At 57.9% G+C, this 21,666-nt stretch carries 18 protein-coding genes; 7 read left to right on the forward strand and 11 right to left on the reverse strand.

Translation table 11 applies throughout. The features are described from left to right. Window positions 1-95: 95 nt before the first annotated feature. The 4 genes from QN377_RS04285 (at window position 96) to QN377_RS04300 (ending at window position 4,184) form a co-directional block, all read left to right on the forward strand. Window positions 96-1,658 carry a VPA1262 family N-terminal domain-containing protein gene (locus tag QN377_RS04285; RefSeq protein WP_029612242.1) on the forward strand — a complete coding sequence of 521 codons (1,563 nt, stop codon included), beginning with the start codon at window positions 96-98 and terminating at the stop codon, window positions 1,656-1,658. Further along, complete coding sequence (locus tag QN377_RS04290) at window positions 1,655-3,115, forward strand: hypothetical protein (RefSeq protein WP_095018340.1); 1,461 nt, start codon at window positions 1,655-1,657, stop codon at window positions 3,113-3,115. Before QN377_RS04285 ends, QN377_RS04290 begins: the two co-directional genes overlap by 4 nt. Before the next feature lie 501 nt (window positions 3,116-3,616). Continuing rightward, window positions 3,617-3,928, forward strand: coding sequence for a hypothetical protein (locus QN377_RS04295; RefSeq protein WP_010655636.1), 312 nt, complete (start codon window positions 3,617-3,619; stop codon window positions 3,926-3,928). Window positions 3,929-3,977: 49 nt separating this feature from the next. Beyond that, the gene (locus tag QN377_RS04300) at window positions 3,978-4,184 is read left to right on the forward strand and encodes a hypothetical protein (RefSeq protein WP_010655635.1); all 207 of its coding nucleotides are present in this window, start codon (window positions 3,978-3,980) and stop codon (window positions 4,182-4,184) included. 270 nt (window positions 4,185-4,454) lie between these two features. Here QN377_RS04300 and guaA read toward each other — a convergent pair whose 3' ends face one another. The 4 genes from guaA to QN377_RS04320 form a co-directional block, all read right to left on the reverse strand. Next, complete coding sequence (gene guaA / locus QN377_RS04305) at window positions 4,455-6,032, reverse strand: glutamine-hydrolyzing GMP synthase (protein WP_016779631.1); 1,578 nt, start codon at window positions 6,030-6,032, stop codon at window positions 4,455-4,457. A 103-nt stretch (window positions 6,033-6,135) separates the two neighbouring features. Continuing rightward, window positions 6,136-7,605: an IMP dehydrogenase gene (gene guaB / locus QN377_RS04310; protein ID WP_016779630.1), complete on the reverse strand. Its 1,470-nt coding sequence runs from the start codon at window positions 7,603-7,605 to the stop codon at window positions 6,136-6,138. A gap of 283 nt (window positions 7,606-7,888) precedes the next feature. Continuing rightward, window positions 7,889-8,437, reverse strand: coding sequence for a sugar ABC transporter ATPase (locus QN377_RS04315; RefSeq protein WP_322213458.1), 549 nt, complete (start codon window positions 8,435-8,437; stop codon window positions 7,889-7,891). Between the two features lie 50 nt (window positions 8,438-8,487). Next, entirely contained in the window at window positions 8,488-9,231 is a 744-nt protein-coding gene (locus tag QN377_RS04320; RefSeq protein ID WP_095001457.1) for a sulfite exporter TauE/SafE family protein, read from the reverse strand. 80 nt (window positions 9,232-9,311) lie between these two features. Here QN377_RS04320 and xseA point away from each other — a divergent pair, with 80 nt between their 5' ends. The 3 genes from xseA (at window position 9,312) to leuA (ending at window position 13,545) form a co-directional block, all read left to right on the forward strand. After that, window positions 9,312-10,691 (forward strand): exodeoxyribonuclease VII large subunit, encoded by a 1,380-nt coding sequence (xseA, locus tag QN377_RS04325; protein WP_095001630.1) that lies wholly within the window; start codon window positions 9,312-9,314, stop codon window positions 10,689-10,691. Window positions 10,692-10,694: 3 nt separating this feature from the next. Next, window positions 10,695-11,519: a peptidoglycan DD-metalloendopeptidase family protein gene (locus tag QN377_RS04330; protein WP_322213461.1), complete on the forward strand. Its 825-nt coding sequence runs from the start codon at window positions 10,695-10,697 to the stop codon at window positions 11,517-11,519. A gap of 346 nt (window positions 11,520-11,865) precedes the next feature. Beyond that, window positions 11,866-13,545: a 2-isopropylmalate synthase gene (leuA, locus tag QN377_RS04335; protein ID WP_095026022.1), complete on the forward strand. Its 1,680-nt coding sequence runs from the start codon at window positions 11,866-11,868 to the stop codon at window positions 13,543-13,545. A 211-nt stretch (window positions 13,546-13,756) separates the two neighbouring features. Here leuA and QN377_RS04340 read toward each other — a convergent pair whose 3' ends face one another. From QN377_RS04340 to ispG, 7 genes are all read right to left on the reverse strand, one after another. Beyond that, window positions 13,757-14,548 (reverse strand): amidohydrolase, encoded by a 792-nt coding sequence (locus QN377_RS04340; protein WP_095020376.1) that lies wholly within the window; start codon window positions 14,546-14,548, stop codon window positions 13,757-13,759. After that, window positions 14,536-15,684 (reverse strand): pyridoxal phosphate-dependent aminotransferase, encoded by a 1,149-nt coding sequence (locus QN377_RS04345; RefSeq protein ID WP_095024169.1) that lies wholly within the window; start codon window positions 15,682-15,684, stop codon window positions 14,536-14,538. The genes QN377_RS04340 and QN377_RS04345 overlap by 13 nt, the downstream gene beginning before the upstream one ends. 123 nt (window positions 15,685-15,807) lie before the next feature. Next, window positions 15,808-17,277, reverse strand: a complete 1,470-nt coding sequence (gene der / locus QN377_RS04350) for a ribosome biogenesis GTPase Der (protein ID WP_016779615.1) — start codon at window positions 17,275-17,277, stop codon at window positions 15,808-15,810. A 138-nt stretch (window positions 17,278-17,415) separates the two neighbouring features. After that, window positions 17,416-18,567, reverse strand: a complete 1,152-nt coding sequence (gene bamB / locus QN377_RS04355) for an outer membrane protein assembly factor BamB (protein ID WP_095018336.1) — start codon at window positions 18,565-18,567, stop codon at window positions 17,416-17,418. Continuing rightward, window positions 18,560-19,201, reverse strand: coding sequence for a tetratricopeptide repeat protein (locus QN377_RS04360; RefSeq protein ID WP_095001464.1), 642 nt, complete (start codon window positions 19,199-19,201; stop codon window positions 18,560-18,562). The genes bamB and QN377_RS04360 overlap by 8 nt, the downstream gene beginning before the upstream one ends. Before the next feature lie 40 nt (window positions 19,202-19,241). Continuing rightward, entirely contained in the window at window positions 19,242-20,531 is a 1,290-nt protein-coding gene (gene hisS / locus QN377_RS04365) for a histidine--tRNA ligase (protein WP_095018335.1), read from the reverse strand. Window positions 20,532-20,553: 22 nt separating this feature from the next. Beyond that, on the reverse strand, window positions 20,554-21,663 hold the full coding sequence (gene ispG / locus QN377_RS04370; protein WP_086795918.1) for a flavodoxin-dependent (E)-4-hydroxy-3-methylbut-2-enyl-diphosphate synthase: 1,110 nt from the start codon (window positions 21,661-21,663) through the stop codon (window positions 20,554-20,556). Window positions 21,664-21,666: the final 3 nt, after the last annotated feature.

Genomic DNA, 21,666 nt, shown 5'->3' on the forward strand with positions numbered 1-21,666 from the left:
GGCGCTTGGCACTCGAATTGGAACATAATGAGAGTTTTTGAGCCCAGGCAGATACCCTCATGGACCGATACGAGCCACCGGAGCCTCGCTCTCCGTTGCCGGAGCTCACCCAGCTTCTCACGCCCGGCACGCTCGGGTTTTATACCCATGTCGAATGTACAGAGCTGTACGCCAGTCGACCCGATCATGACGGTATTATCAATATCTTCACGCTATTGATTGCCGAGGAACAATCTGATCTCGAGCCAGCGGCTGCCTGCTTCTTGACGCCGAAACCTATTCGAATCAAATCGCTCAATGGCTGGAGCTTTGGCCTCCGCCGTTACACGGTGGCGATCGGCACGCTCATCCCGGCTCTCACGGCTTTGGAGGCCGGGGAAGGATGGAAACTTTCAGGCGATGAACTCGAAATCGGCGAGCTTTTACCGATGCCCGCACAGTTTGTGCCGCCGGACAATGGCGCGCCGGTTCCATGGAACAAACTCCTCAAAAACAACTTCTGGACCGGCTCGCACCTATTTGAATGGACCGATCATAAGAAAGAACCCCTGACGCCGCTCTTCGCAGATCCTCGCCGGTTGCAAGAGCTATCGGCAGAGATCGAGAAGTATATCCCGCTCCAATTGGCCACAATGTCAGACCGGCTCGGCAACTTGGCGGTCCAGCTTCCGATCACTGTGCTGATGGCGAAATTCGAAAAGCTTCAAGATGGCGATTTTCAAGTCGAACATGCCTGGCATCCTAAGGCCTCCCCGCGTCCCTTGATGGCAGTCTGCGAATTGGAACACGACGACATCATCACTGGCTTTGCTTCAGCAAGACTAAAAGAAAGGATCACCCCTCTCCCGATGCGTGCTGGCCGTGGGCTGCATCGGGGCTTCATCTGGGACGAACAGAGCAGCACGCTCCTCGTCGCCTCCGGCGCAGGCTCTTTTATCTCTACCATTTCATTCAACATGCGTTCACCCGATCCGGAGCCACGCACCTTTTCGGTCAAAAAACCGGATGGCAGTTGGGACTCTCGACGCGTCGGTATGACTGCCTTTTCAAATCACAGTATCGTCGGCGACCCGCAGCCGGACGACAACGGGGGATGGACAGCGAAGCGGATGTACGCAGAGCAAGCCAATCGGCTCGCCGCCGAGCGCCGCTTTGTTCAATACCGTCCGACACGTGGTGATAAAAACGCAGGCCGCCGAAAGGCATTGGATGACCTTCGCGCGCTAATCATTGCCTACGGCGAAAAAGGCGCGTGGCTGTGGGACCCATATCTTTCAGCCAACGAGATACTTGAAACGCTGTTTTACTGCCCCTATCAAGGCGTGGACCTTCGCGGTCTGACGACGTCCAAAGCCGGCCCTAGCGACAAAATCCGCCAAACACTTGATGAATGTCAAAGCAACTGGCGGGGCCTGAAACTCGAACTTCGAGTACAGAAGGGCGCGGCGGGCTGGGACTTCCACGATAGGTTCCTGATCTTTCCATCCGGCCCAGATGGGGCAATGGCTTGGTCGCTCGGCACCTCGGTAAACTCCGTGGGCACGGCGCATCACATCCTGCAGAAGGTCGACAATGCTCAGCTTGTGGTGGATGCCTTCACCGACCTTTGGGAGCTACTCGGCGGACAGGATCATCTAATTTGGAGGAGGCCGTCATGAACGCTGCGGATGTTCTTCTCTCGGCTATGGCGGAAGCTACGCGACCTGGGGCGGTCGAAGTCCCCAACTCTCTTCTTGCGGCAATCGAAGCGCAATCCGATCCGTTTCATGCAATTTCTGATTGGGATGCCTGCAACGAGTTATTTGACGCGATCCGATCTCAATTTTCCTTCATCGAGTTGGTCCGACGCGGCAAGCCTCCGAGCGGTGAGGACTTCGACAAACTCACCGGCCTGCTTCGGTGGATCATCCAAGAAGGCGCCGATTGGAACGTAAGCGCTGATCCGAGCCGTACCCGGCTGGTCGCCCTCTTCGTCGTCGGACAGTTCACAACGATGGAGGCGAATTTCTGGAGCACCGTGCCAGATGACTTCAGGCCCAACGATGGACTACTCGCTTCGCTCGAGAGAGTCATTGAGGGCCTGACGATGAGCTTCACAACTAAGGGCTTAGCGCCTCCAATCTGGGAGTTGGAAGCGGTCGAAAAGTTTGAAAAAGCTGATGCCAAAAGCGATTGGATCGGAATCGCACAAGGCTGGCGACTGATCGAGGATGGATTTTTTCCGAGCATTGCCATTGCGCAGACTGCCCAATGTCTCGACAGATTTGCACCAGAACGCTTGGTGCAGGCCATCTCGGGTCTGCGGCAGACCGCACCGGTCATGAGCGTCGTGCTATCGCTCCCCCCCAATGCAGCACTACGCCTCGGCTCTAGATCGACCAACCCTCATGTCCAGTTCGCAACGACTTACATATCTGTGTCGCTTAGGTCTAACCGCGAGCCGCTCAGTGAAGATTCCAAGAAGTCTCTGGTCCAAATCTTGGAAAATGTCTCGAAAGATAAGCCGCGCTGGGCTGCCTGGATGCACGTGTTCAACTTATTTCCTTCGCGATTTCCAGAATTACAGACGCCTCTCGGTTGCGCTCTTGCTGATGCGAACGATACTGCCCTTCAAGCCTACGTTGATGCGATTAGCCTGCACTGGTCTGGTCAACAGACCCGATTTTCAGTCGCAGAATGTCTCCGGGCCTTCCGGGACAGGGCCATAGCCAAGAAGCGCAAAGCTTTGTGGAATTTTGCTTTTCAGCGTTGGATGTGCTGGGGGTACGGTCTGAACGGGACTGCTGACAGCCTCATTAAGATCTCTCGGTGTGAGTTGGATTACGCTTTAGTAGGTTATGCCGTCGAATGCCTCGACGGTGACCAGAGGCAGCACATGATTGCCTCACTCATTGAGAAGCTTCAGACCGTGGAAAACAACTGGCACCCCGGGATCACGGACTATCTCTCTGAGTGGAACGCAGTGCTATCGGAAATGCAGCCCCTTTTCTTGGCAATCAGTATCGAGGGCACAGACGCTGACTGGATCGATGAAAAGCCCACAATGCGACTACCATTCGATCCAGACAAGGAAGCCTATGTGATCCTCAAGTACGGCAGACCTCAAATCGACTAAGCAGCTGTATCCTCAAAAAATCAAAAGCCCACTATCACGCGGGCTTTTGGATATTAGCTACAAGGGGTCACTCCCACTCGAACATAAACAATCTTAAAAAACCAATATAAATCATAGTTTTATTTTGATCATCTCTGCTGATACCACGAAAACACCATAGACGAAAACCTGTTTTCACGAGCACTGCATCATTCATGCGATGTAGTGATCGGCTGGGGAATTGACCCGTCTGCCAATACCGCACTTATCCCATATTGACTCAAGATCCAATGCTTGAAAGTACTCGCAGACCAGGAGTCACGGTCAGTGAAATGCTGGTAAATGGACCAATGCTTCATAAGCTGAAACACGCTCGTCTATGGGAATGACTTGACGTACTGGACGGCAATCAAACAGTGCATAACCGCTATGAGGGTGGCGGGACCGCTTGCAAGCCCTTCAAGAGCAACTCACCCTACGGCGTCTCACACTTATCCGAGTCAACCCATAAGGAAGAACGCAATGTTCACGAGGAGCCTATTGCTGAGTTTTTGCGCTGTGTTACTGGTTGGCTGCACGGGAAGGGGATTTCAACCGCCGGCTCCTGATTACACAAAATGGTACAAGGAGGGCGTATCGCAGACCGGGATCATTGCTGCGATGCGTGCGTGCGGATATACCAATGTTGATGGCGCGGGAGACAGGTCGCCAATCGATGTGAGGTTACTGAACTTCTATTGCATGAAAGACGCAGGCTACAAACGCAAAGATAACTTGGACATGTGCAAGCTCGGTCGTATTGGCGAATCGCCGGTGTGCGACGGCCGCCGTTAATCCATCACCAAAAGGACACAGGGAATGAACAATCTACGCAACGGACTGTATGGCACAGCATTGGTGTTGGCTGCAGTGTGCCAAGACCATGACCTTTGTGCCTCGGCCTGGCGTGGACTACATGGTGCAGGCCACCATGTCGGCGGACTGTTCGTTCCAGCTGGATGAATTGGAGGCGGGCGGCAAGCAGTGGGCGATGGTCCAACCGCAGCCAGCAGGGAAGGTGTCGATGTGCAACGCGATTGATAACTTCTAGCCGGAAATCTGCACGGGTTGAATGCTGCGCGTAAAGTTCTTCAAAACACACGCCAACACCATAGGGGGAGATGGGCAAACAGTTATTGCTGACATCTGCGCTGCTAAGCGCTCTCGATACCATGCCGGCATTCCTTGTCCGGGACATGGTATCGATGTAGCTCTCTCACATACGTACGATGGGCGCCATTAAAAACGCCATTGATGACGTAGTAAAGATCACTATCAATTCTTATTTTTTACAATAAAATCAGATAGTTGAAAACAAACCTCACTCCCACTCAATCGTTGCCGGCGGCTTGCTCGACACGTCATAAGTTACGCGGGAGATGCCTTCGATTTCGTTGATGATCCGGCCGCTGACGGTTTCCAGCAGTTCGTAAGGCAGATGAGCCCAACGCGCGGTCATGAAGTCGATGGTTTCTACGGCACGCAGGGCAACTACCCAGGCGTAACGACGGCCATCGCCTACAACACCAACCGATTTAACCGGCTGGAACACTACAAATGCCTGGCTCACTTTGTGGTACCAGTCAGCCTTGCGCAGCTCTTCGATAAAGATGTGGTCAGCACGACGCAGGATGTCGGCGTATTCCTTTTTCACTTCACCCAGGATGCGCACGCCCAGACCCGGGCCCGGGAACGGGTGACGGTAGACCATGTCGTACGGCAGGCCCAGTTCCAGACCCAGACGACGGACTTCGTCCTTGAACAGCTCACGCAGCGGTTCAACCAGCTTGAGGTTCATTTCGTCCGGCAGGCCGCCCACGTTGTGGTGCGACTTGATGACGTGAGCCTTGCCGCTCTTGGCGCCAGCCGACTCGATCACGTCCGGGTAGATGGTGCCCTGGGCCAGGTACTTGATGTTTTCCAGCTTGCAGGATTCGGCATCGAACACGTCGATAAAGGTACGGCCGATGATCTTGCGCTTTTTCTCCGGGTCGCTTTCGCCAGCCAGGTTGTTCAGGAACTGGTCGGCAGCGTTGGCGCGGATCACCTTGACGCCCATGTTCTCGGCGAACATGGCCATCACTTGCTCACCTTCGTGCAGGCGCAGCAGGCCGTTGTCCACGAATACGCAGGTCAACTGGTCGCCGATGGCCTTGTGCAGCAAAGCTGCTACTACCGAGGAGTCAACACCGCCGGACAAGCCCAGCAATACGTTGTCGGTACCAACCTGGGCACGGATGTTGGCAATCGCGTCTTCGGCGATTTTCGACGGCGTCCACAGGGCTTCGCAGCCGCAGATGTCGAGGATAAAGCGCGACAGGATGCGACCGCCCTGCTTGGTGTGGGTCACTTCCGGGTGGAACTGCACGCCGTAGTAGCCGCGCTCGTCGTTGAACATGCCGGCAATCGGGCAGCTTGGAGTGCTGGCCAGAATGTGGAAGTCGGACGGCATTTTGGTGACTTTGTCACCGTGGCTCATCCACACGTCCAGACCGAACAGGCCGTCGGCGTCGATATGGTCTTCGATACCGTCCAGCAGGCGGCTTTTGCCGACCACGTCTACACGGGCATAACCAAACTCGCGCAGCTCGGAACCTTCAACCTTGCCGCCCAGTTGCTCGGCCATGGTCTGCATGCCGTAGCAGATACCGAAAACTGGTACGCCCAGGTCAAATACAGCTTGTGGGGCGCGCGGGCTGCCGGCTTCGTGTACCGACTCCGGGCCACCGGCCAGGATGATGCCTTTAGGGGCGAATTCGCGGATCGCTGCGTCGTCCATGTCGAACGGGTGCAGTTCGCAGTAAACGCCGATTTCGCGCACGCGGCGGGCGATCAGCTGGGTGTACTGGGAACCGAAGTCCAGGATCAGGATGCGGTGAGCGTGAATGTCGAGGGCCATGACAAAATCTCGATTAATTTCAGAAACGACACGGGGCTGAATCAAACAGCCCCGGTGACTTAATTCGTATCGCACCCGGGTGTGAACCCGGGTGCGACCACTATCAACCTACGCGATAGTTGGGTGCTTCCTTGGTGATCTGCACGTCGTGGACGTGGGATTCAGCCATGCCAGCGCCGGTGATACGCACGAACTCGGGCTTGGTACGCATTTGTTCGATGTCGGCACAGCCGGTGTAACCCATCGAAGAACGCAGACCGCCCATCAGTTGGTGAATAATCGCCGTCAGCGAGCCTTTGTACGCCACGCGACCTTCAATACCTTCCGGCACCAGCTTCTCGGCACCCGCGGAGGAGTCCTGGAAGTAACGGTCAGAGGAGCCCTGGGATTGCGACATCGCACCCAGCGAACCCATGCCGCGGTAAGCCTTGTACGAACGGCCCTGGTACAGCTCGATTTCGCCTGGTGCTTCTTCAGTACCGGCAAACATCGAACCCATCATCACGCAGGAAGCACCGGCAACGATGGCCTTGGACAGGTCACCCGAAAAACGGATGCCGCCGTCGGCGATCAGAGGCACGCCAGTGCCTTCAAGGGCAGCGGCCACATTGGCAATCGCGCTGATTTGCGGAACGCCAACACCGGCAACGATACGGGTGGTGCAGATCGAGCCCGGGCCGATACCGACTTTAACTGCGTCAGCGCCGGCTTCAGCCAGGGCCAGGGCAGCAGCGCCAGTGGCGATGTTGCCGCCAATGACCTGAACTTCAGGGAAGTTCTGCTTGACCCAGCGAACGCGGTCGATCACGCCTTTGGAGTGACCGTGGGCGGTGTCGACTACCACCACGTCAACGCCGGCAGCCACGAGGGCGGCCACGCGATCAGCGGTGTCCTTGCCGGTACCGACCGCAGCGCCTACGCGCAGACGACCCTGGTCGTCCTTGCTGGCCAACGGGTAAGCCTTGGCTTTTTCGATGTCATTAACGGTCATCATGCCCTTGAGGGCAAAGTTGTCGTCGACGATCAGCACGCGCTCGATACGGTGCTTGTGCAACAGCTCGCGGGCTTCTTCCTTGTCGGCGCCTTCCTTGACCGTAACCAGACGCTCTTTAGGCGTCATCACGTCACGAACGGTAGCTTCCAGACGGTTTTCAAAGCGTACGTCACGGGATGTCACGATGCCGACCAGGTCGCCATTGTGCAGTACCGGAACGCCGGAGATATTGTGCTGGCGGGTCAGCTCAAGCAGCTCACGTACCGTGGCATCAGCCTCGATAGTGATCGGCTCTTTAACCACGCCGGCTTCGAAACGCTTGACCTTGCGAACTTCGTGAGCTTGCTGCTCGATGGTCATGTTCTTGTGGATGATACCGATACCGCCTTCCTGAGCCATGGCGATTGCCAGACGGGCTTCAGTTACGGTGTCCATTGCAGCGGAAACCAGCGGAATATTCAGTTCAATGCCACGGGTCAAACGAGTCTTTAAATTGACTTCGTTCGGGAGAACCTCGGAATAACCGGGGACGAGAAGGATGTCATCGAATGTGAGTGCTTCTTGGCTGATACGCAGCATCGCTGGGGCTCCCGAGCGGGAAAATGGAAGCGCGCCATTGTACTCAAAACCCCTGGATCTCTCAACGGAAACCTTTAGAGAGTTTTGCGCTAAGGGCCAATGATTAGCTGACTTTGAAGGCAGAAATTGAACCGTAGCAGCTGCCGAAGGCTGCGTCCGGCGGCGTAGCCGTCGTAAATCCATAGCCCGCGTTTTTTCAGCTGAACCGCGTGCCCCGGACTTACGATCGCTTCGCAATCGAACGCAGCCTCGTTCCTTCGGCAGCTGCTACGGAATTTTCACCTCACAGTTCAACTTTCACCCATGTCACCGGCTGGTCGAGCCAGTCGGCGAACTCGTCGAGAAAGCTTTGCTTGAATCCAGCCTCGGCCCAGTTGTTGAAAATAAACCCAAGGTTGGAAAACGCACACGGCTGTAAAAACAGAAAACCGTTGATGTCGTCTTCGTGGGCGCACAGCGGACAGATGAAGTTGTCGGTACGCCCCGGCATCCAGTCTTCGAGGCTTTCAAACAGCGCTTCGCCCACTTCCTTGCGGCACTCGGCGCAACCGGCTTCTTCAAGAAAACCTTTGGCCGGTGTGTAGATGCAGCGCTTGGTGATGATCTCCAGGCCATTGATCGGCTGCCCGAAAGGCAGCGCCTCGGGGTGCAGCACCACTTCACGGGCACCGGGGGCGATGGCGTAGGCCATGCCATTGCCGGTACGGCCGCAGGTGGTGAGCTCTTCTTCGATGATGTTCTTGCGCACCAGCCAGCGCACGATGGCCCGTGCACGCGGCTCATGCACCGGCAAGGTGGAGATTTTTGGAACGATGATGCTTTGCGAGTTCATGGGGTACGGCACATATGGATAAGAGCGACTACAGGGTTCAGCCACGCAGTTTAACTCAGGTAACGCGCAATCAGCGCAATGCCGCTGGCCAGCACCAGCCACGTTACCAGCCGCACAAACGCCTCGCGGGACAATTTGCGCGTCAGCCGGCGGCCAACCCACAGTCCCATTGCCATCGCCGGCAACAGGCAGGCGCCAAGCAACAACAGCTCGCCATCGGCATACACACCGGCAAGCACGAACAACGTAAGACGCACCACGGTGCTGCAACTGATCAACGCACTCTGGGTGGCGCGGGCAGCGTCTTTGGGCAAGCGGGCATTCAGATAAAGCGCATACAAAAAACCGCCACTGCCAAACAGCGCACCAAACAACCCGCCGGTGATACCCGTGGGGATGGCCCAACCGGCAGCGAGCCGTGCCGGCTTCACCTTCACCGCCAAGCTGTACAAGGCGTAAGCGGTGATAAAAACCCCCATCAACAGCAACAACAGGTCGGATTTAAGGTTCAGCAAAAACACCACGCCCACCACACAGCCGATCGCCATGCACGGCAGCAAGCGCAGCAACTCGGGCCGCACCACATCTCGGCGCGACGGCAGCCAGTTACCAAAGGCCGCCACAAAATCCAGCAGCACCAGCAGCGGGATGATTTTCGACAGCGGCAGGCACAGAATCAGGATCGGCCCGGCCACCAGCGCCGTGCCGAACCCGGCCACACCAAAGACGATATAGGCCAGGGCAATGGCCAGCTCCAGCAGCACCCACTCACCACCACTAAACGGCAAATCCATTGCTCTGCTTCCTTGTTTTTAGTGCGCAGACTTCTATCAGACAGGTGCAGTGATAACAATCCGCCCTTATGATGACCCGCATGATTAAAGACCCCTTTGCAAGACTCAATCTCGACCGGGAAGTCCTGACCGTCAGCCAGCTCAATGGCCGGGCGCGGGTGCTGCTCGAAGACGTGTTCAGCAATATCTGGGTAGAAGGCGAAATCTCCAACCTCGCCCGCCCAGCCTCTGGCCACGTATATTTCACCCTCAAGGACAGCGGCGCCCAGGTGCGCTGTGCACTCTTTCGCAACAACGCTGCGCGGGTTCGTCAGGCGCTCAAGGATGGCCTGGCGGTCAAGGTGCGCGGCAAGGTCTCGCTGTTTGAAGGTCGTGGCGATTACCAGTTGATCCTCGACACTGTAGAACCCGCCGGCGACGGCGCACTGCGCCTGGCCTTCGATGCACTCAAGGAAAAGCTCGGCGCCGAAGGCCTGTTCAGCCCCGAACGCAAGGTCGCCCTGCCCGCTCACCCGCAGCGCATCGGTATTGTCAGCTCGCCCACCGGCGCGGTGATTCGCGACATCATCAGCGTGTTCCGCCGCCGTGCGCCACAAGTCGAACTGACCCTGATCCCCACCGCCGTTCAAGGCCGCGAAGCCACGGCGCAAATCGTCCGTGCCCTCAAGCTGGCCGATGCACGGGGCTTTGACGCACTGATCCTGGCCCGCGGCGGCGGCTCGCTGGAAGACCTGTGGTGTTTCAACGAAGAAGCCGTGGCTCGCGCCATCGATGCCTGCGTTACCCCTGTCGTCAGTGCCGTGGGTCACGAAACCGATGTCTCGATCGCCGACTTCGTGGCAGACGTGCGCGCGCCCACGCCTTCGGCCGCGGCCGAGCTGCTGGCACCGGACTCAAGCGACCTGCAACGGCGTATCGACAGCCTGCATCGGCGCCTGGTGATGCGCATTCGTGATCGCCTGATGCGCGACCGCTTGCGCCTCGACGGCCTGGCGCGACGCCTGCGTCACCCCGGCGAACGTCTGCGTCAGCAAGCCCAACGCCTGGATGACCTGGACATGCGCATGCGCCGGGCTTTCGAGCGCAGCCTGAATACTCGCCGCGAACGCCTGATCCGCCTCGAAACCCGTCTGGCCGCACAACATCCGGGGCGTCAGCTGGCCATGTTGCGCCAGCGTCTGGACAGCCTGGCCGAGCGCTTGCCCCGGGCCATGCGCGAAGGCCTCAAGGCGCGCCGCATGCAGCTGCAAAACCAGATGCAAACCCTGCATGTGGTCAGTCCGCTGGCGACCCTGGGCCGTGGCTACAGCATCCTGCTCGATGAAAAGGGCAATGCCGTTCGCCGGGCCGCGCAAACGCAAAACGGTCAGCGCTTGACCGCCAGGCTGGGCGAAGGCGAACTGCAAGTGCGCGTTGAGGACAATCACCTCACGCCTGTCACCCTTTCTTTACTGGATTAACCAATGCCACGTTTTTTCTCTGCCGTGCTGTTGCTGTGCCTGACTTTCAATGCTCAGGCGGCTGACAGCTATATCACCCGCCTGCTGAACAAACCGGTGCCCGGAGGGGTGGCCGTGATTGAGCTGGGCAGCGGCGCCCAGGCGCCCAAGGCCAGCTATGACGGCAAGCCGGTCATGGTGATCAAGGAACAGGACACCTGGCGGGCGATTGTCGGCATCCCGTTGACGGTCAAACCCGGTAGCCAGCAGATCACCTCCGGCGGGCGCAACCTGAGCTTTGCGGTGGGCAGCAAAAAATACCCCGAGCAACACATCACCTTGAAAAACAAGCGTCAGGTCAATCCCGACCCGGCCGATATCAAGCGCATCGACAACGAGCTGGCGATCCAGATCAAGGCCTACCGCACCTTCAGCCCCAACACGCCGAGCAACCTGTTGCTGGACAAACCGGTCAATGGCCCGCTGTCGAGCAAGTTCGGCGTGCGCCGCTTCTTCAATGGCGAAGAGCGCAACCCTCACGCCGGTCTCGACTTCGCCGTACCTGCTGGCACGCCGATCAAGACCCCGGCAGCGGGCAAGGTAATCCTGATCGGCAATTACTTCTTCAATGGCAACACGGTGTTTGTCGACCACGGCCAGGGCTTTATCAGCATGTTCTGCCATATGTCGAAGATCGACACCAAGGTCGGCCAGCAACTGGCCCGCGGCGATGTGGTGGGCAAGGTCGGCTCGACAGGCCGCGCCACGGGCCCGCATATGCACTGGAACGTCAGCCTCAATGATGCGCGGGTTGATCCGGCGATTTTCATTGGTGCCTTCACTCCCTGAGAAGCGCCCAGAAAGGGGAAACCCCCTGTAGCACGCAAGGCATGCCCTCCCTTTAAACCACGCAATCCAGAGCAAGTCAAAAATTAATATGCGCTATAAAAACGCGCATATCTTGTCTTTTCGAGCATTTATCTCAATATTTTTTATAGGCTTGCCATCTTTCCCGCCAATGGTTAGGGTTGAGCCTATGAACACACCTCACGTCCTCATTCTGCTTCGTCAACACCGCAGCCTTTGCCTCGTCAGTGCACGACTGCAACGCTAGTCGCGGTGCCTCGCCTTCTGCTTTATATTTCTTCGGCTAGCCGCCTCCTCAATGACCGGCTCGCATAAAAAGGATTGCCTGATGACCATGCTCAAAGACCCTTCTTCCAAATACCGCGCCTTCCCGGTCATTGACTTGCCCGACCGTACCTGGCCGTCGAAAACCATCACCCAGGCGCCAATCTGGTGCAGTTCCGATTTGCGCGACGGTAACCAGTCGCTGATCGAGCCGATGGATGCGGTAAAGAAGCTGCGATTCTGGAAAACCCTGGTCAGCGTAGGCGTTAAAGAAATCGAGGCATCGTTCCCGGCGGCATCGCAAACCGACTTTGACTTTGTCCGCACCCTGATCGAAGACGGCCATATACCGGACGACACCACCATCCAGGTGCTGACCCAGGGCCGCGAAGACTTGATCGCCCGCACCTTCGAATCGCTGCGCGGCGCGAAAAAAGCCATCGTCCACCTGTACAACGCCACTTGCCCTGCTTTCCGCCGCATCGTGTTCAACCAGGACAAGGACGGCATCAAGGAAATCGCGGTCAGCGCGGCGAAGCTGTTCGTCAAATACGCCGCTCAGCAGCCCGAAACCCACTGGACGTTCGAATACTCGCCAGAGACCTTCAGCGCCACCGAACTGGAGTTCGCCAAGGAAGTGTGTGACGCGGTAATCGAAGTGTGGAACCCGACGCCTGAGCACAAGATGATCCTCAACTTGCCTGCCACCGTTGAGTGCGCGACGCCGAATATCTACGCCGACCAGATCGAATGGTTCGGCCGCAATATCAATCGCCGTGACAGCGTGCTGATCAGCCTGCACACCCACAACGACCGTGGCACCGGTGTAGCCGCCACCGAGCTGGGCCTGATGGCTGGCGCCGATCGTGTTGAAGGCTGCCTGTTCGGTAACGGCGAACGGACCGGTAACGTCGACCTGGTGACCGTGGCCCTGAACATGTACACCCAGGGCCTGGATCCGCAGCTGGACTTCTCCGATATCGATGGCGTGCGCAAGGTTGTCGAAGAGTGCAACCAGATCCCGGTGCACCCGCGTCACCCGTATGTGGGCGACCTGGTGCACACCGCGTTCTCCGGTTCGCACCAGGACGCCATCCGCAAAGGCTTCGCCCAGCAGAAACCGGACGCCCTGTGGGAAGTGCCGTACTTGCCGATCGACCCGGCGGATATCGGTCGCAGCTACGAAGCCGTGATTCGGGTTAACAGCCAGTCGGGCAAAGGCGGGATCGCTTACCTGCTGGAGCAGGAATACGGCATCAGCTTGCCGCGCCGGATGCAGATCGAATTCAGCCAGGTGGTACAACGCGAAACTGACCGTCTGGGCCTGGAAATGACTGCTCAGCAGATTCACAGCTTGCTGCGCACCGAGTACTTGCAGGCCAACACTCCTTACGCGCTGGTCAGCCATCGCTTGCAGGAAGAGAACGGTCACAGTGCGGTCGAAGTCGAAGTCTCGGCCAAAGGCGACGGCGAAACCAATCTGCGCTGGAGCGGCAAAGGCAACGGCGCGCTGGAAGCACTGGTAGCCGGCCTGCCGGTCAATGCCGAAATAATGGACTACAACGAGCATGCGATTGGTGCTGGCACCAACGCCAAGGCTGCGGCTTATATAGAGTTGCGGGTCAATGGCGGCCGAGCCGTGCATGGCGTGGGCATTGATGAAAACATCACCACGGCAAGCTTCAAGGCATTGTTCAGCGCTCTGAACCGTTCCCTGAGCGAAGCCGAGGCGAAAGCCGCGTAAACGTTGGCCTGAAACGCAAAAGCCCCCAAGGTGAGAACCCTGGGGGCTTTTTATTGCATCATGACCGGCAATCACCAGCCCCTGTGGAAGCGGGCTTGCTCGCGATTCAGGCGGCGCGATTTGGCAGGCAGACCGCGGTGATGCCATCGCGGGCAAGCCACGCTCCCACAGGTTTACGTCGTACACACAAGCTGATAACTGCTTCTACAAATCAGCGCAGATCAAAACTGTCCGCATCCAGGTTGGCCGGGAAGCGCTCGCGGTAAGCACCCAATTCGCCCGCATTCAGGCTCATGGTAAATACGCCATCCGCCTCCCCTGCACTGAGCAGCGACTCGCCCTGAAAATCGAGGATATGACTGTCCCCGGTATACACCAGACCTTTGCCGTCCGTGCCCACCCGGTTCACCGCCGCGACATAACACAGGTTTTCGATGGCCCGCGCCGGCAGCAAACGGTTCCAGTGCAACCGCCGCGCACCCGGCCAGTTGGCGGTGTACAGCAACAGGTCGGTATCATGGGGGTCGCAGCTCCACACCGGGAAGCGCAGGTCATAGCAAATCAGCGGGCGAACACGCCAGCCCTTGACCTCAAACTGGACCTGACGCTCACCCGGAGTGAAATGCTCATGCTCACCGGCCATTCGGAACAGGTGGCGTTTGTCATAATGCAGCACTTCGCCATCCGGACGCGCCCACAACAGGCGGTTACGGTGGCTGCCATCCGCCGCGAGCACAATCACGCTGCCCGTCACCACGGCATTGAGCCTTTGTGCCTGCTTGCGCAGCCACTCGGTGGTCGGGCCGCTCTCGGGCTCAGCAAGGGTACTGGACTCCATGCTGAAGCCGGTGGTGAACATCTCAGGCAAGACCACCAGGTCAGCGCCAACAGCCTGCTCGAGCAGCTCGTCGAAATGATCGAAGTTGGCCTGACGGTCATGCCAGGCCAGCGTGGTTTGCACCAGCGCTACGTTTAAATCGGGTAATCCCTTTAGATTACGCATAGTTTCTCTGCTGCTTCACGCAGCGTCTCCTCGCGTTTGGCAAAACACAGTCGAACCAGCCGTTGCCCTGCGGGCGGGGCCTGGTAGAACACCGACACCGGAATGGTGGCTACACCATGCTCACGGGTCAGCCACACCGCCATGTCGACATCATTGAGGTCCGGACGAATTCGGGAGTAATCCACCAACTGGAAATACGTCCCTGCCACCGGTTTGAAAGTAAAACGCGATGGGTTCAGCAAATCACAAAACAGGTCTCGCTTGGCCTGATAAAACCCGGGCAACTCTTCAACGTGCTCGGGGTGGGCACTCATAAAGTCAGCCAATGCATATTGCAGGGGAGTGACCCCGCAAAAACTGACGTACTGGTGAACCTTGCGCAATTCGGCGGTCAGAGCCGGCGGTGCCACGACATAACCGGTTTTCCAGCCCGTAACGTGATACGTCTTGCCGAAAGAGCTGACCACGAATGCACGATCGTACAGTTCAGGATGGGACAAAACACTGACATGGGGCACGCCATCGAACACCAGGTGTTCGTACACCTCATCGCTGATGAGGTAGATATCCCGATCAGCAATCAGGCGGGCCAACTGGTCAAGCTCGGCACGGCTGATCAAGGCACCACTGGGGTTGTGCGGGCTGTTGAGAATGATCATGCGCGTGCGCGGGCTCAGCGCATCTTCAAGCTTTTGCCAGTCTATCGAAAAGTCATTCAGCCCCAACTGCACATGCACACAACGGCCACCCGCCAGTTCGACCGAAGGCTCGTAGCTGTCGTAGCACGGATCAAACACAATGACTTCATCGCCAGCATGAATCACGGCCTGAATGGCGCAGAAAATAGCCTGGGTAGCGCCGGGGGTGATGGTCACTTCAGTGTCAGCATCCACCTGTGCGCCATAGCTACGGGCGATCTTGGCCGCCACTTGCTGACGCAACGCAGGCAGGCCGGTCATTGGGGAGTACTGGTTATGGCCACTGGCAATGTGCTGGCCAACTGCATCACGCAACGCCTGCGGGCCATCGAAGTCAGGGAACCCCTGAGACAGGTTGAGTGCGCCGGTTTCTGCCGCGAGCTGCGACATGCGCGTGAAGATGGTGGTGCCGACGTTCGGCAACTTGCTGGTGATCATGGCCGTTCCCTGTTGAGTTCCCGGCACTGACTGCGGCACAGGACCCACCGAGGATAGCCCAAACGCCTGACACGAAAAAGGGTCCTTTCGGACCCTTTCTCATTACGCTTTGAGCTTGCGCGGTTAGCGCTTGTCTTTGCGATTTTTCTCGGCTTTCTTGTGGTGCGACATCATGCGACGTTTCTTGTTGACCTGACGGTCGGTCAGCGAGTTCTTGTTGCCTTCGTACGGGTTCTCGCCACCTTTGAACTCGATGCGGATCGGCGTACCGACCAGCTTCAAGACGCGACGGTAGGTGTTTTCGAGATAACGGACGTAAGACTTCGGCACCTTCTCAACCTGGTTACCGTGAATCACGATAATCGGCGGGTTGGCACCACCCAAGTGGGCATAACGCAGCTTGATCCGGCGGCTGTTGACCATCGGTGGCGCGTGCTCGCTAACCGCATCTTCCAGAATCTGGGTCAGGCGGTTGGTCGGCCAGCGGGTAACCGCCGACTTGAAGGAGTTTTGCACCGACTGGTACAGGTTGCCCACGCCAGTGCCGTGCAGCGCCGAGATAAAGTGGATATCGGCGAAGTCGACGAAGAACAGGCGACGGGTCAACTCGACCTTGACGAACTCGCGCTCGCTAGGGGTCATGCCGTCCCACTTGTTGATCGCGATAACCAGAGCCCGACCGGCCTCCAGGGCAAAGCCCAACAGGTTGAGGTCGTGGTCAACCACGCCTTCACGGGCGTCCATCACAAAGATCACCACGTTGGCGTCTTTGATCGCTTGCAGGGTTTTGACCACGGAGAATTTTTCAACTTCTTCGTGGATCTTGCCGCGCTTGCGCACACCGGCGGTGTCGATCAGCGTGTACTTCTCGTCGTTACGCTCGAACGGGATGTAGATACTGTCGCGAGTGGTACCCGGTTGGTCATAGACGATTACCCGGTCTTCACCAAGCATGCGGTTAACCAGGGTCGATTTACCGACGTTCGGGCGACCGATGATTGCGATCTTGATGCCGTCTTTTTCGCTAGGGCCCGGAATGCGCTTGGCTTCCTCACCTTCGAGAACAACTTCTTCTTCGCCGTCTTCCGGCTCTTCTTCGTCACGCGGGAAGTTGCTCAGGGCAATTTCCAGCATCTGCGTGATACCACGGCCATGGGCACCGGCGATCGGGATTGCATCGCCCATACCCAGCGGCGCGAACTCGGCGCGAGCCATGTCCGGGTCGATGTTGTCGACCTTGTTGGCCACCACGTAGGAGCGCTTGTTACGTTTGCGAAGGTGTTCGCCGATCATCTGGTCAGCGGCAGTGAAACCCGCCTTTGCATCTACCAGGAACAGAACGACGTCAGCTTCTTCGATGGCCAGCAGCGACTGCTCGGCCATTTTTTCGTCCATACCGTGCTCGTCACCGGAGATACCGCCGGTGTCGACCAGAATGTAGGAACGCCCTTGCCACTTGGCCTCACCGTATTGGCGATCACGGGTCAGACCGGACAAGTCGCCGACGATGGCGTCACGAGTCCTGGTCAGGCGGTTGAACAAGGTGGACTTGCCGACGTTTGGTCGGCCCACCAGGGCGATTACGGGAACCATGCGGCTCTCCACTTCGTTATTTCAGAAAATACAAAAGCCGCTGCAAGGCAGCGGCCAGAGTTCGGAACAGCACAAATGTGCCGCAAACCTTGCCAGAGCAAGGCTGCCCGAGGCCCTAGAGCCTCAAGCATAGACGCCTTAGCGAATGGTCAGGGCTTCCAGTTTGCCGCTGTTACCAAACACGTAAATCATGTCACCGACCACCAGCGGACGTGCCCGAAGGCCATCACTGTCAACACGGGTACGGCCCACGAAACGACCATCGACCTGGCTGAGCAGGTGCAGATAGCCTTCCATGTCACCGACTGCCACATAGCTGGAGAAGACCTCTGGAGCCGACAATTGGCGGCGTGCCAGAGCATCATTGCTCCACAGCGAGGTGGTCGAACGCTCGTCAACGCCTTCTACAGTGCCCGACGCCAGGCTGACGTAGACGCTGCCGAAACCTTGGGCGACACCTGCATAGCTGGAAGCATCACGCTGCCAGAGCACGCGACCCGATTCCATGTCCAGTGCCGCCATGCGGCCCTGGTAGCTGGCGACGTACAGTGTACCGCCAGACAACAGCAGGCCACCGTCGATATCGACAATGCGTTCAAGCTCGGAGCGACCCTGCGGGATGGCAACACGTTGCTCCCACACAGGCACGCCGTTGCGGGTATCCAGGGCGACCACTTTACCGGTCGACAAACCGCCGATGGCCAGGTGATTGGTCACCAGTGGCGCCCCCGTACCACGCAGGGTCAGCACGCCCGGCGTGCTGTCATACGTCCAGCGCTGATTGCCGGTGTCAGCATCCAGACCGATCAGACGATCGTCCTGAGTCTGTACCACCACCACATCACCGTTGGTCGCAGGAGGTGCAAGCACTTCGCTGTTAACGCGAGAGCGCCATTTTTCTTCGCCTGTGCTGGAATCCAGGGCAATCACGTCACCTTGCAAGGTGCCAAGCATGACCAGGCCATAGCCCAGGCCAACTGCGCCGGAAACAGGCAGATCGAGGTCTTTTTTCCACTCAACGTCGCCGTTCATGCGGTCCAGAGACATCACCACGCCCGTTACGTCAGCAGCGTAGATATTATTGCCTTCAACAGCCGGAACCAGCATGTTGTAGGTTTTGCCCTGACCGTCACCGATCGAGCGGCTCCACTGCTTTTGCAGCACGACTTCTTCTTTGAAGTCGGTCAGCTCCGCCGGTGGCAATTCTTTTTTGCTGTTGCTGCTGCAACCCGCGGCCAAAACGACCAGAGCCAGCAATGCTGCATGTTTCCATCGCATCACGTCACGCATCCCCTTTGGCCAGGTCATCGAGCTTGATTTGCAAGCCGCCTACTGCTGCTTCATCCGACAATCCGGCCTTGGCCTTCTCGTAGGCTGCACGCGCATCGTCAGTACGGCCCTGCTGCACCAGCAGGTCGCCCTTGAGTTCTTCACGGCTGGCCAGGAATGCCTTGTCCGAGTCGCCTTCCAGCAGCTTCAGGGCATCGTCAACCTTGCCCTGTGCGGCCAGTACCTGAGCCAGACGCTGACGCGCCACTTCGCCCAGAGTGGCATTGGCCGGCTTGTCGACAATGACTTTCAGCTCGGTAGCCGCGTCATCAAGCTTGCCGTTGTCCACCGCCACCTTGGCCACAAACAGGCCGCCAAATTGCGAATAGGCAGTGCCTGCGTATTCACTTTTCAGCTTGTTGGCCAGATCCGCCACGCGGGCCACATCCGGCTTGCCGTCAGGGGTGAGCGTGGTTTCAAGCAATTGTTGGTAGAGAACCGACGCACCTTGCGACTGATTCGCCTGATATTTGTGCCAGAGCTGCCAGCCGGACACCACTACCAGCGCAAGCAAGCCGCCAGTCAGCAGGGGTTTGCCGTTGCGCTGCCACCAGTCTTTCAACTCGCCCAGCTGATCATCTTCGTTACTCGACACCCCAACACTCCTTATTCGCTAAATCGGCTGTTTTGCAGCTTCAACCCTGCACGATGCAGGTGGCCAAGTGCTCGGCTAGAGCATCCCAGGCAATCGTTTGTTGTTCGCCCTGGCCACGCAGGGGTTTTACACCTACCACTTGCTGGGCCAATTCGTCGTCACCCAGGATCAGCGCAAACAGTGCACCGCTCTTGTCAGCCTTTTTGAACTGGCTTTTGAAGCTGCCCGCACCGGCATTGATCTGCAGGCGCAGGTTTGGCAGTTGATCACGAACGCGTTCGCTCAAAGCCAGGGCTGCCAGTTCGGCGGCTTCGCCGAAAGCACACAGGTAAACATCGACCTGACGTGCGATTTCTTCGGGGATCTGCTCAAGGGTTTCGAGCAGCAGGATCAGGCGCTCGATGCCCATGGCAAAACCGACACCGGCAGTAGGCTTGCCGCCCATCTGCTCGACCAGGCCATCATAACGACCGCCCGCACACACGGTGCCCTGGGCGCCCAGTTTGTCGGTTACCCATTCAAATACGGTCTTGCTGTAGTAGTCCAGGCCACGAACCAGCTTCGGGTTTATCGTGTACGGGATGCCGGCGGCATCGAGGCGAGCCTTGAGGCCCTCGAAATGCACGCGGGACTCATCGTCCAGGTAGTCCACCAGTTTCGGTGCATCCACCAGAACCGCCTGGGTATCGGCGTTCTTGGTGTCGAGCACACGCAACGGGTTGGACTTGAGGCGACGCTGGCTGTCTTCGTCAAGTTCGCTCAGACGCGAGGACAAATACTCGACCAGGGCCGCACGATAGCGCGCACGGGCTTCGCTGGTGCCCAGGCTGTTGAGTTCGAGCTTAACCGCATCGCGGATACCGAGCTCGCCCCACAGGCGCCAGGTCAGCACGATCAGTTCGGCATCGATGTCCGGACCATCAAGGTTGAACACCTCGACGCCAATCTGGTGGAACTGGCGATAACGGCCTTTTTGCGGGCGCTCGTGACGGAACATCGGGCCGATGTACCAGAGTTTTTGCACCTGGCCACCACCGGTGATGCCGTGCTCAAGCACCGCACGCACGCACGCCGCAGTTCCCTCAGGACGCAGCGTCAGCGAATCGCCGTTGCGGTCCTCGAAGGTGTACATCTCTTTTTCGACGATATCGGTCACTTCACCGATCGAGCGTTTGAACAGCTCGGTGAATTCGACGATTGGCATGCGGATCTGCTTGTAACCGTAGTTATCCAGCAAACGCGAAACCTTGCTCTCGAAGTAGCGCCACAGAGGCGTCTGCTCCGGCAGGATGTCGTTCATGCCACGAATGGCTTGCAAAGACTTGCTCACAATAAATCCTTTATTCGTCTGGTTAGCCGCGCGCGATAACGGCTGCGTCAGCTTCGACCTTTTCGGCCGCCTTCTGCCGGATCAGTCTTTCGAGCTCATCCACCAGATTGTCATTCGTCAGTTTCTGCGACGGCTTGCCGTCGATGTAAATCAGGTTGGGTGTACCACCGGTGAGCCCCACATGGGCTTCCTTGGCTTCGCCAGGGCCATTGACCACACAACCGATCACGGCAACATCCAGCGGCACCAGCAGGTCTTCGAGGCGAACTTCAAGTTCGTTCATGGTTTTCACCACGTCGAAGTTCTGCCGCGAGCAGCTCGGGCACGCGATAAAGTTGATGCCGCGCGAGCGCAGGTGCAAGGACTTGAGGATGTCGTAACCGACTTTTACTTCCTCAACCGGGTCTGCTGCCAGGGAGATGCGGATGGTATCGCCAATTCCTTCGGCGAGCAGCATACCTAGGCCCACGGCAGATTTCACTGTGCCTGAACGCAAACCACCGGCTTCGGTAATGCCCAGATGCAGCGGCTGGACGATTTCCTTGGCCAGCAGGCGGTAGGCTTCAACCGCCATAAACACGTCGGAGGCCTTTACGCTGACCTTGAAGTCCTTGAAATTCAGGCGTTCAAGGTGCTCAACGTGGCGCAGTGCCGATTCGACCAGGGCGGCAGGCGTCGGTTCGCCGTATTTTTTTTGCAGGTCTTTTTCCAGGGAACCGGCGTTGACGCCGATTCGGATCGGAATACCGCGATCGCGGGCTGCATCAACCACCGCCCGCACACGGTCTTCGCGACCGATGTTGCCCGGGTTGATGCGCAGGCAGTCCACACCCAACTCTGCAACGCGCAGGGCGATGCGGTAATCGAAGTGAATGTCGGCGACCAATGGCACCTTGACCAGTTGCTTGATCCGGCCAAAAGCCTCGGCTGCGTCCATATCCGGCACGGAAACCCGCACGATATCGACACCCGCGGCTTCCAGGCGGTTGATTTGCGCAACGGTTGCAGCGACGTCATTGGTGTCACTGTTGGTCATGCTCTGCACAGCAATAGGGGCATCGCCACCTACAGGTACATTACCGACCCAGATTTTGCGCGATTCGCGACGTTTGATTGGTGATTCGCCGTGCATGAC

The sequence above is a fragment of the Pseudomonas sp. CCC4.1 genome (assembly GCF_035019225.1).
Classification (GTDB): Bacteria; Pseudomonadota; Gammaproteobacteria; order Pseudomonadales; family Pseudomonadaceae; genus Aquipseudomonas; species Aquipseudomonas bubulae.

What these genes read in the sequence shown, in the direction of transcription:
- QN377_RS04315 (WP_322213458.1), bottom strand. Translation starts at nt 8,437, where the DNA reads ATGAACTCGCAAAGCATCATCGTTCCAAAAATCTCCACCTTGCCGGTG.
- QN377_RS04320 (WP_095001457.1), bottom strand. Translation starts at nt 9,231, where the DNA reads ATGGATTTGCCGTTTAGTGGTGGTGAGTGGGTGCTGCTGGAGCTGGCC.
- QN377_RS04300 (WP_010655635.1), top strand. Translation starts at nt 3,978, where the DNA reads ATGGCACAGCATTGGTGTTGGCTGCAGTGTGCCAAGACCATGACCTTT.
- QN377_RS04330 (WP_322213461.1), top strand. Translation starts at nt 10,695, where the DNA reads ATGCCACGTTTTTTCTCTGCCGTGCTGTTGCTGTGCCTGACTTTCAAT.
- xseA (WP_095001630.1), top strand. Translation starts at nt 9,312, where the DNA reads ATGATTAAAGACCCCTTTGCAAGACTCAATCTCGACCGGGAAGTCCTG.
- QN377_RS04295 (WP_010655636.1), top strand. Translation starts at nt 3,617, where the DNA reads ATGTTCACGAGGAGCCTATTGCTGAGTTTTTGCGCTGTGTTACTGGTT.
- QN377_RS04340 (WP_095020376.1), bottom strand. Translation starts at nt 14,548, where the DNA reads ATGCGTAATCTAAAGGGATTACCCGATTTAAACGTAGCGCTGGTGCAA.
- QN377_RS04290 (WP_095018340.1), top strand. Translation starts at nt 1,655, where the DNA reads ATGAACGCTGCGGATGTTCTTCTCTCGGCTATGGCGGAAGCTACGCGA.
- bamB (WP_095018336.1), bottom strand. Translation starts at nt 18,567, where the DNA reads ATGCGTGACGTGATGCGATGGAAACATGCAGCATTGCTGGCTCTGGTC.
- guaA (WP_016779631.1), bottom strand. Translation starts at nt 6,032, where the DNA reads ATGGCCCTCGACATTCACGCTCACCGCATCCTGATCCTGGACTTCGGT.
- ispG (WP_086795918.1), bottom strand. Translation starts at nt 21,663, where the DNA reads ATGCACGGCGAATCACCAATCAAACGTCGCGAATCGCGCAAAATCTGG.
- QN377_RS04345 (WP_095024169.1), bottom strand. Translation starts at nt 15,684, where the DNA reads ATGATCACCAGCAAGTTGCCGAACGTCGGCACCACCATCTTCACGCGC.
- guaB (WP_016779630.1), bottom strand. Translation starts at nt 7,605, where the DNA reads ATGCTGCGTATCAGCCAAGAAGCACTCACATTCGATGACATCCTTCTC.
- leuA (WP_095026022.1), top strand. Translation starts at nt 11,866, where the DNA reads ATGACCATGCTCAAAGACCCTTCTTCCAAATACCGCGCCTTCCCGGTC.
- der (WP_016779615.1), bottom strand. Translation starts at nt 17,277, where the DNA reads ATGGTTCCCGTAATCGCCCTGGTGGGCCGACCAAACGTCGGCAAGTCC.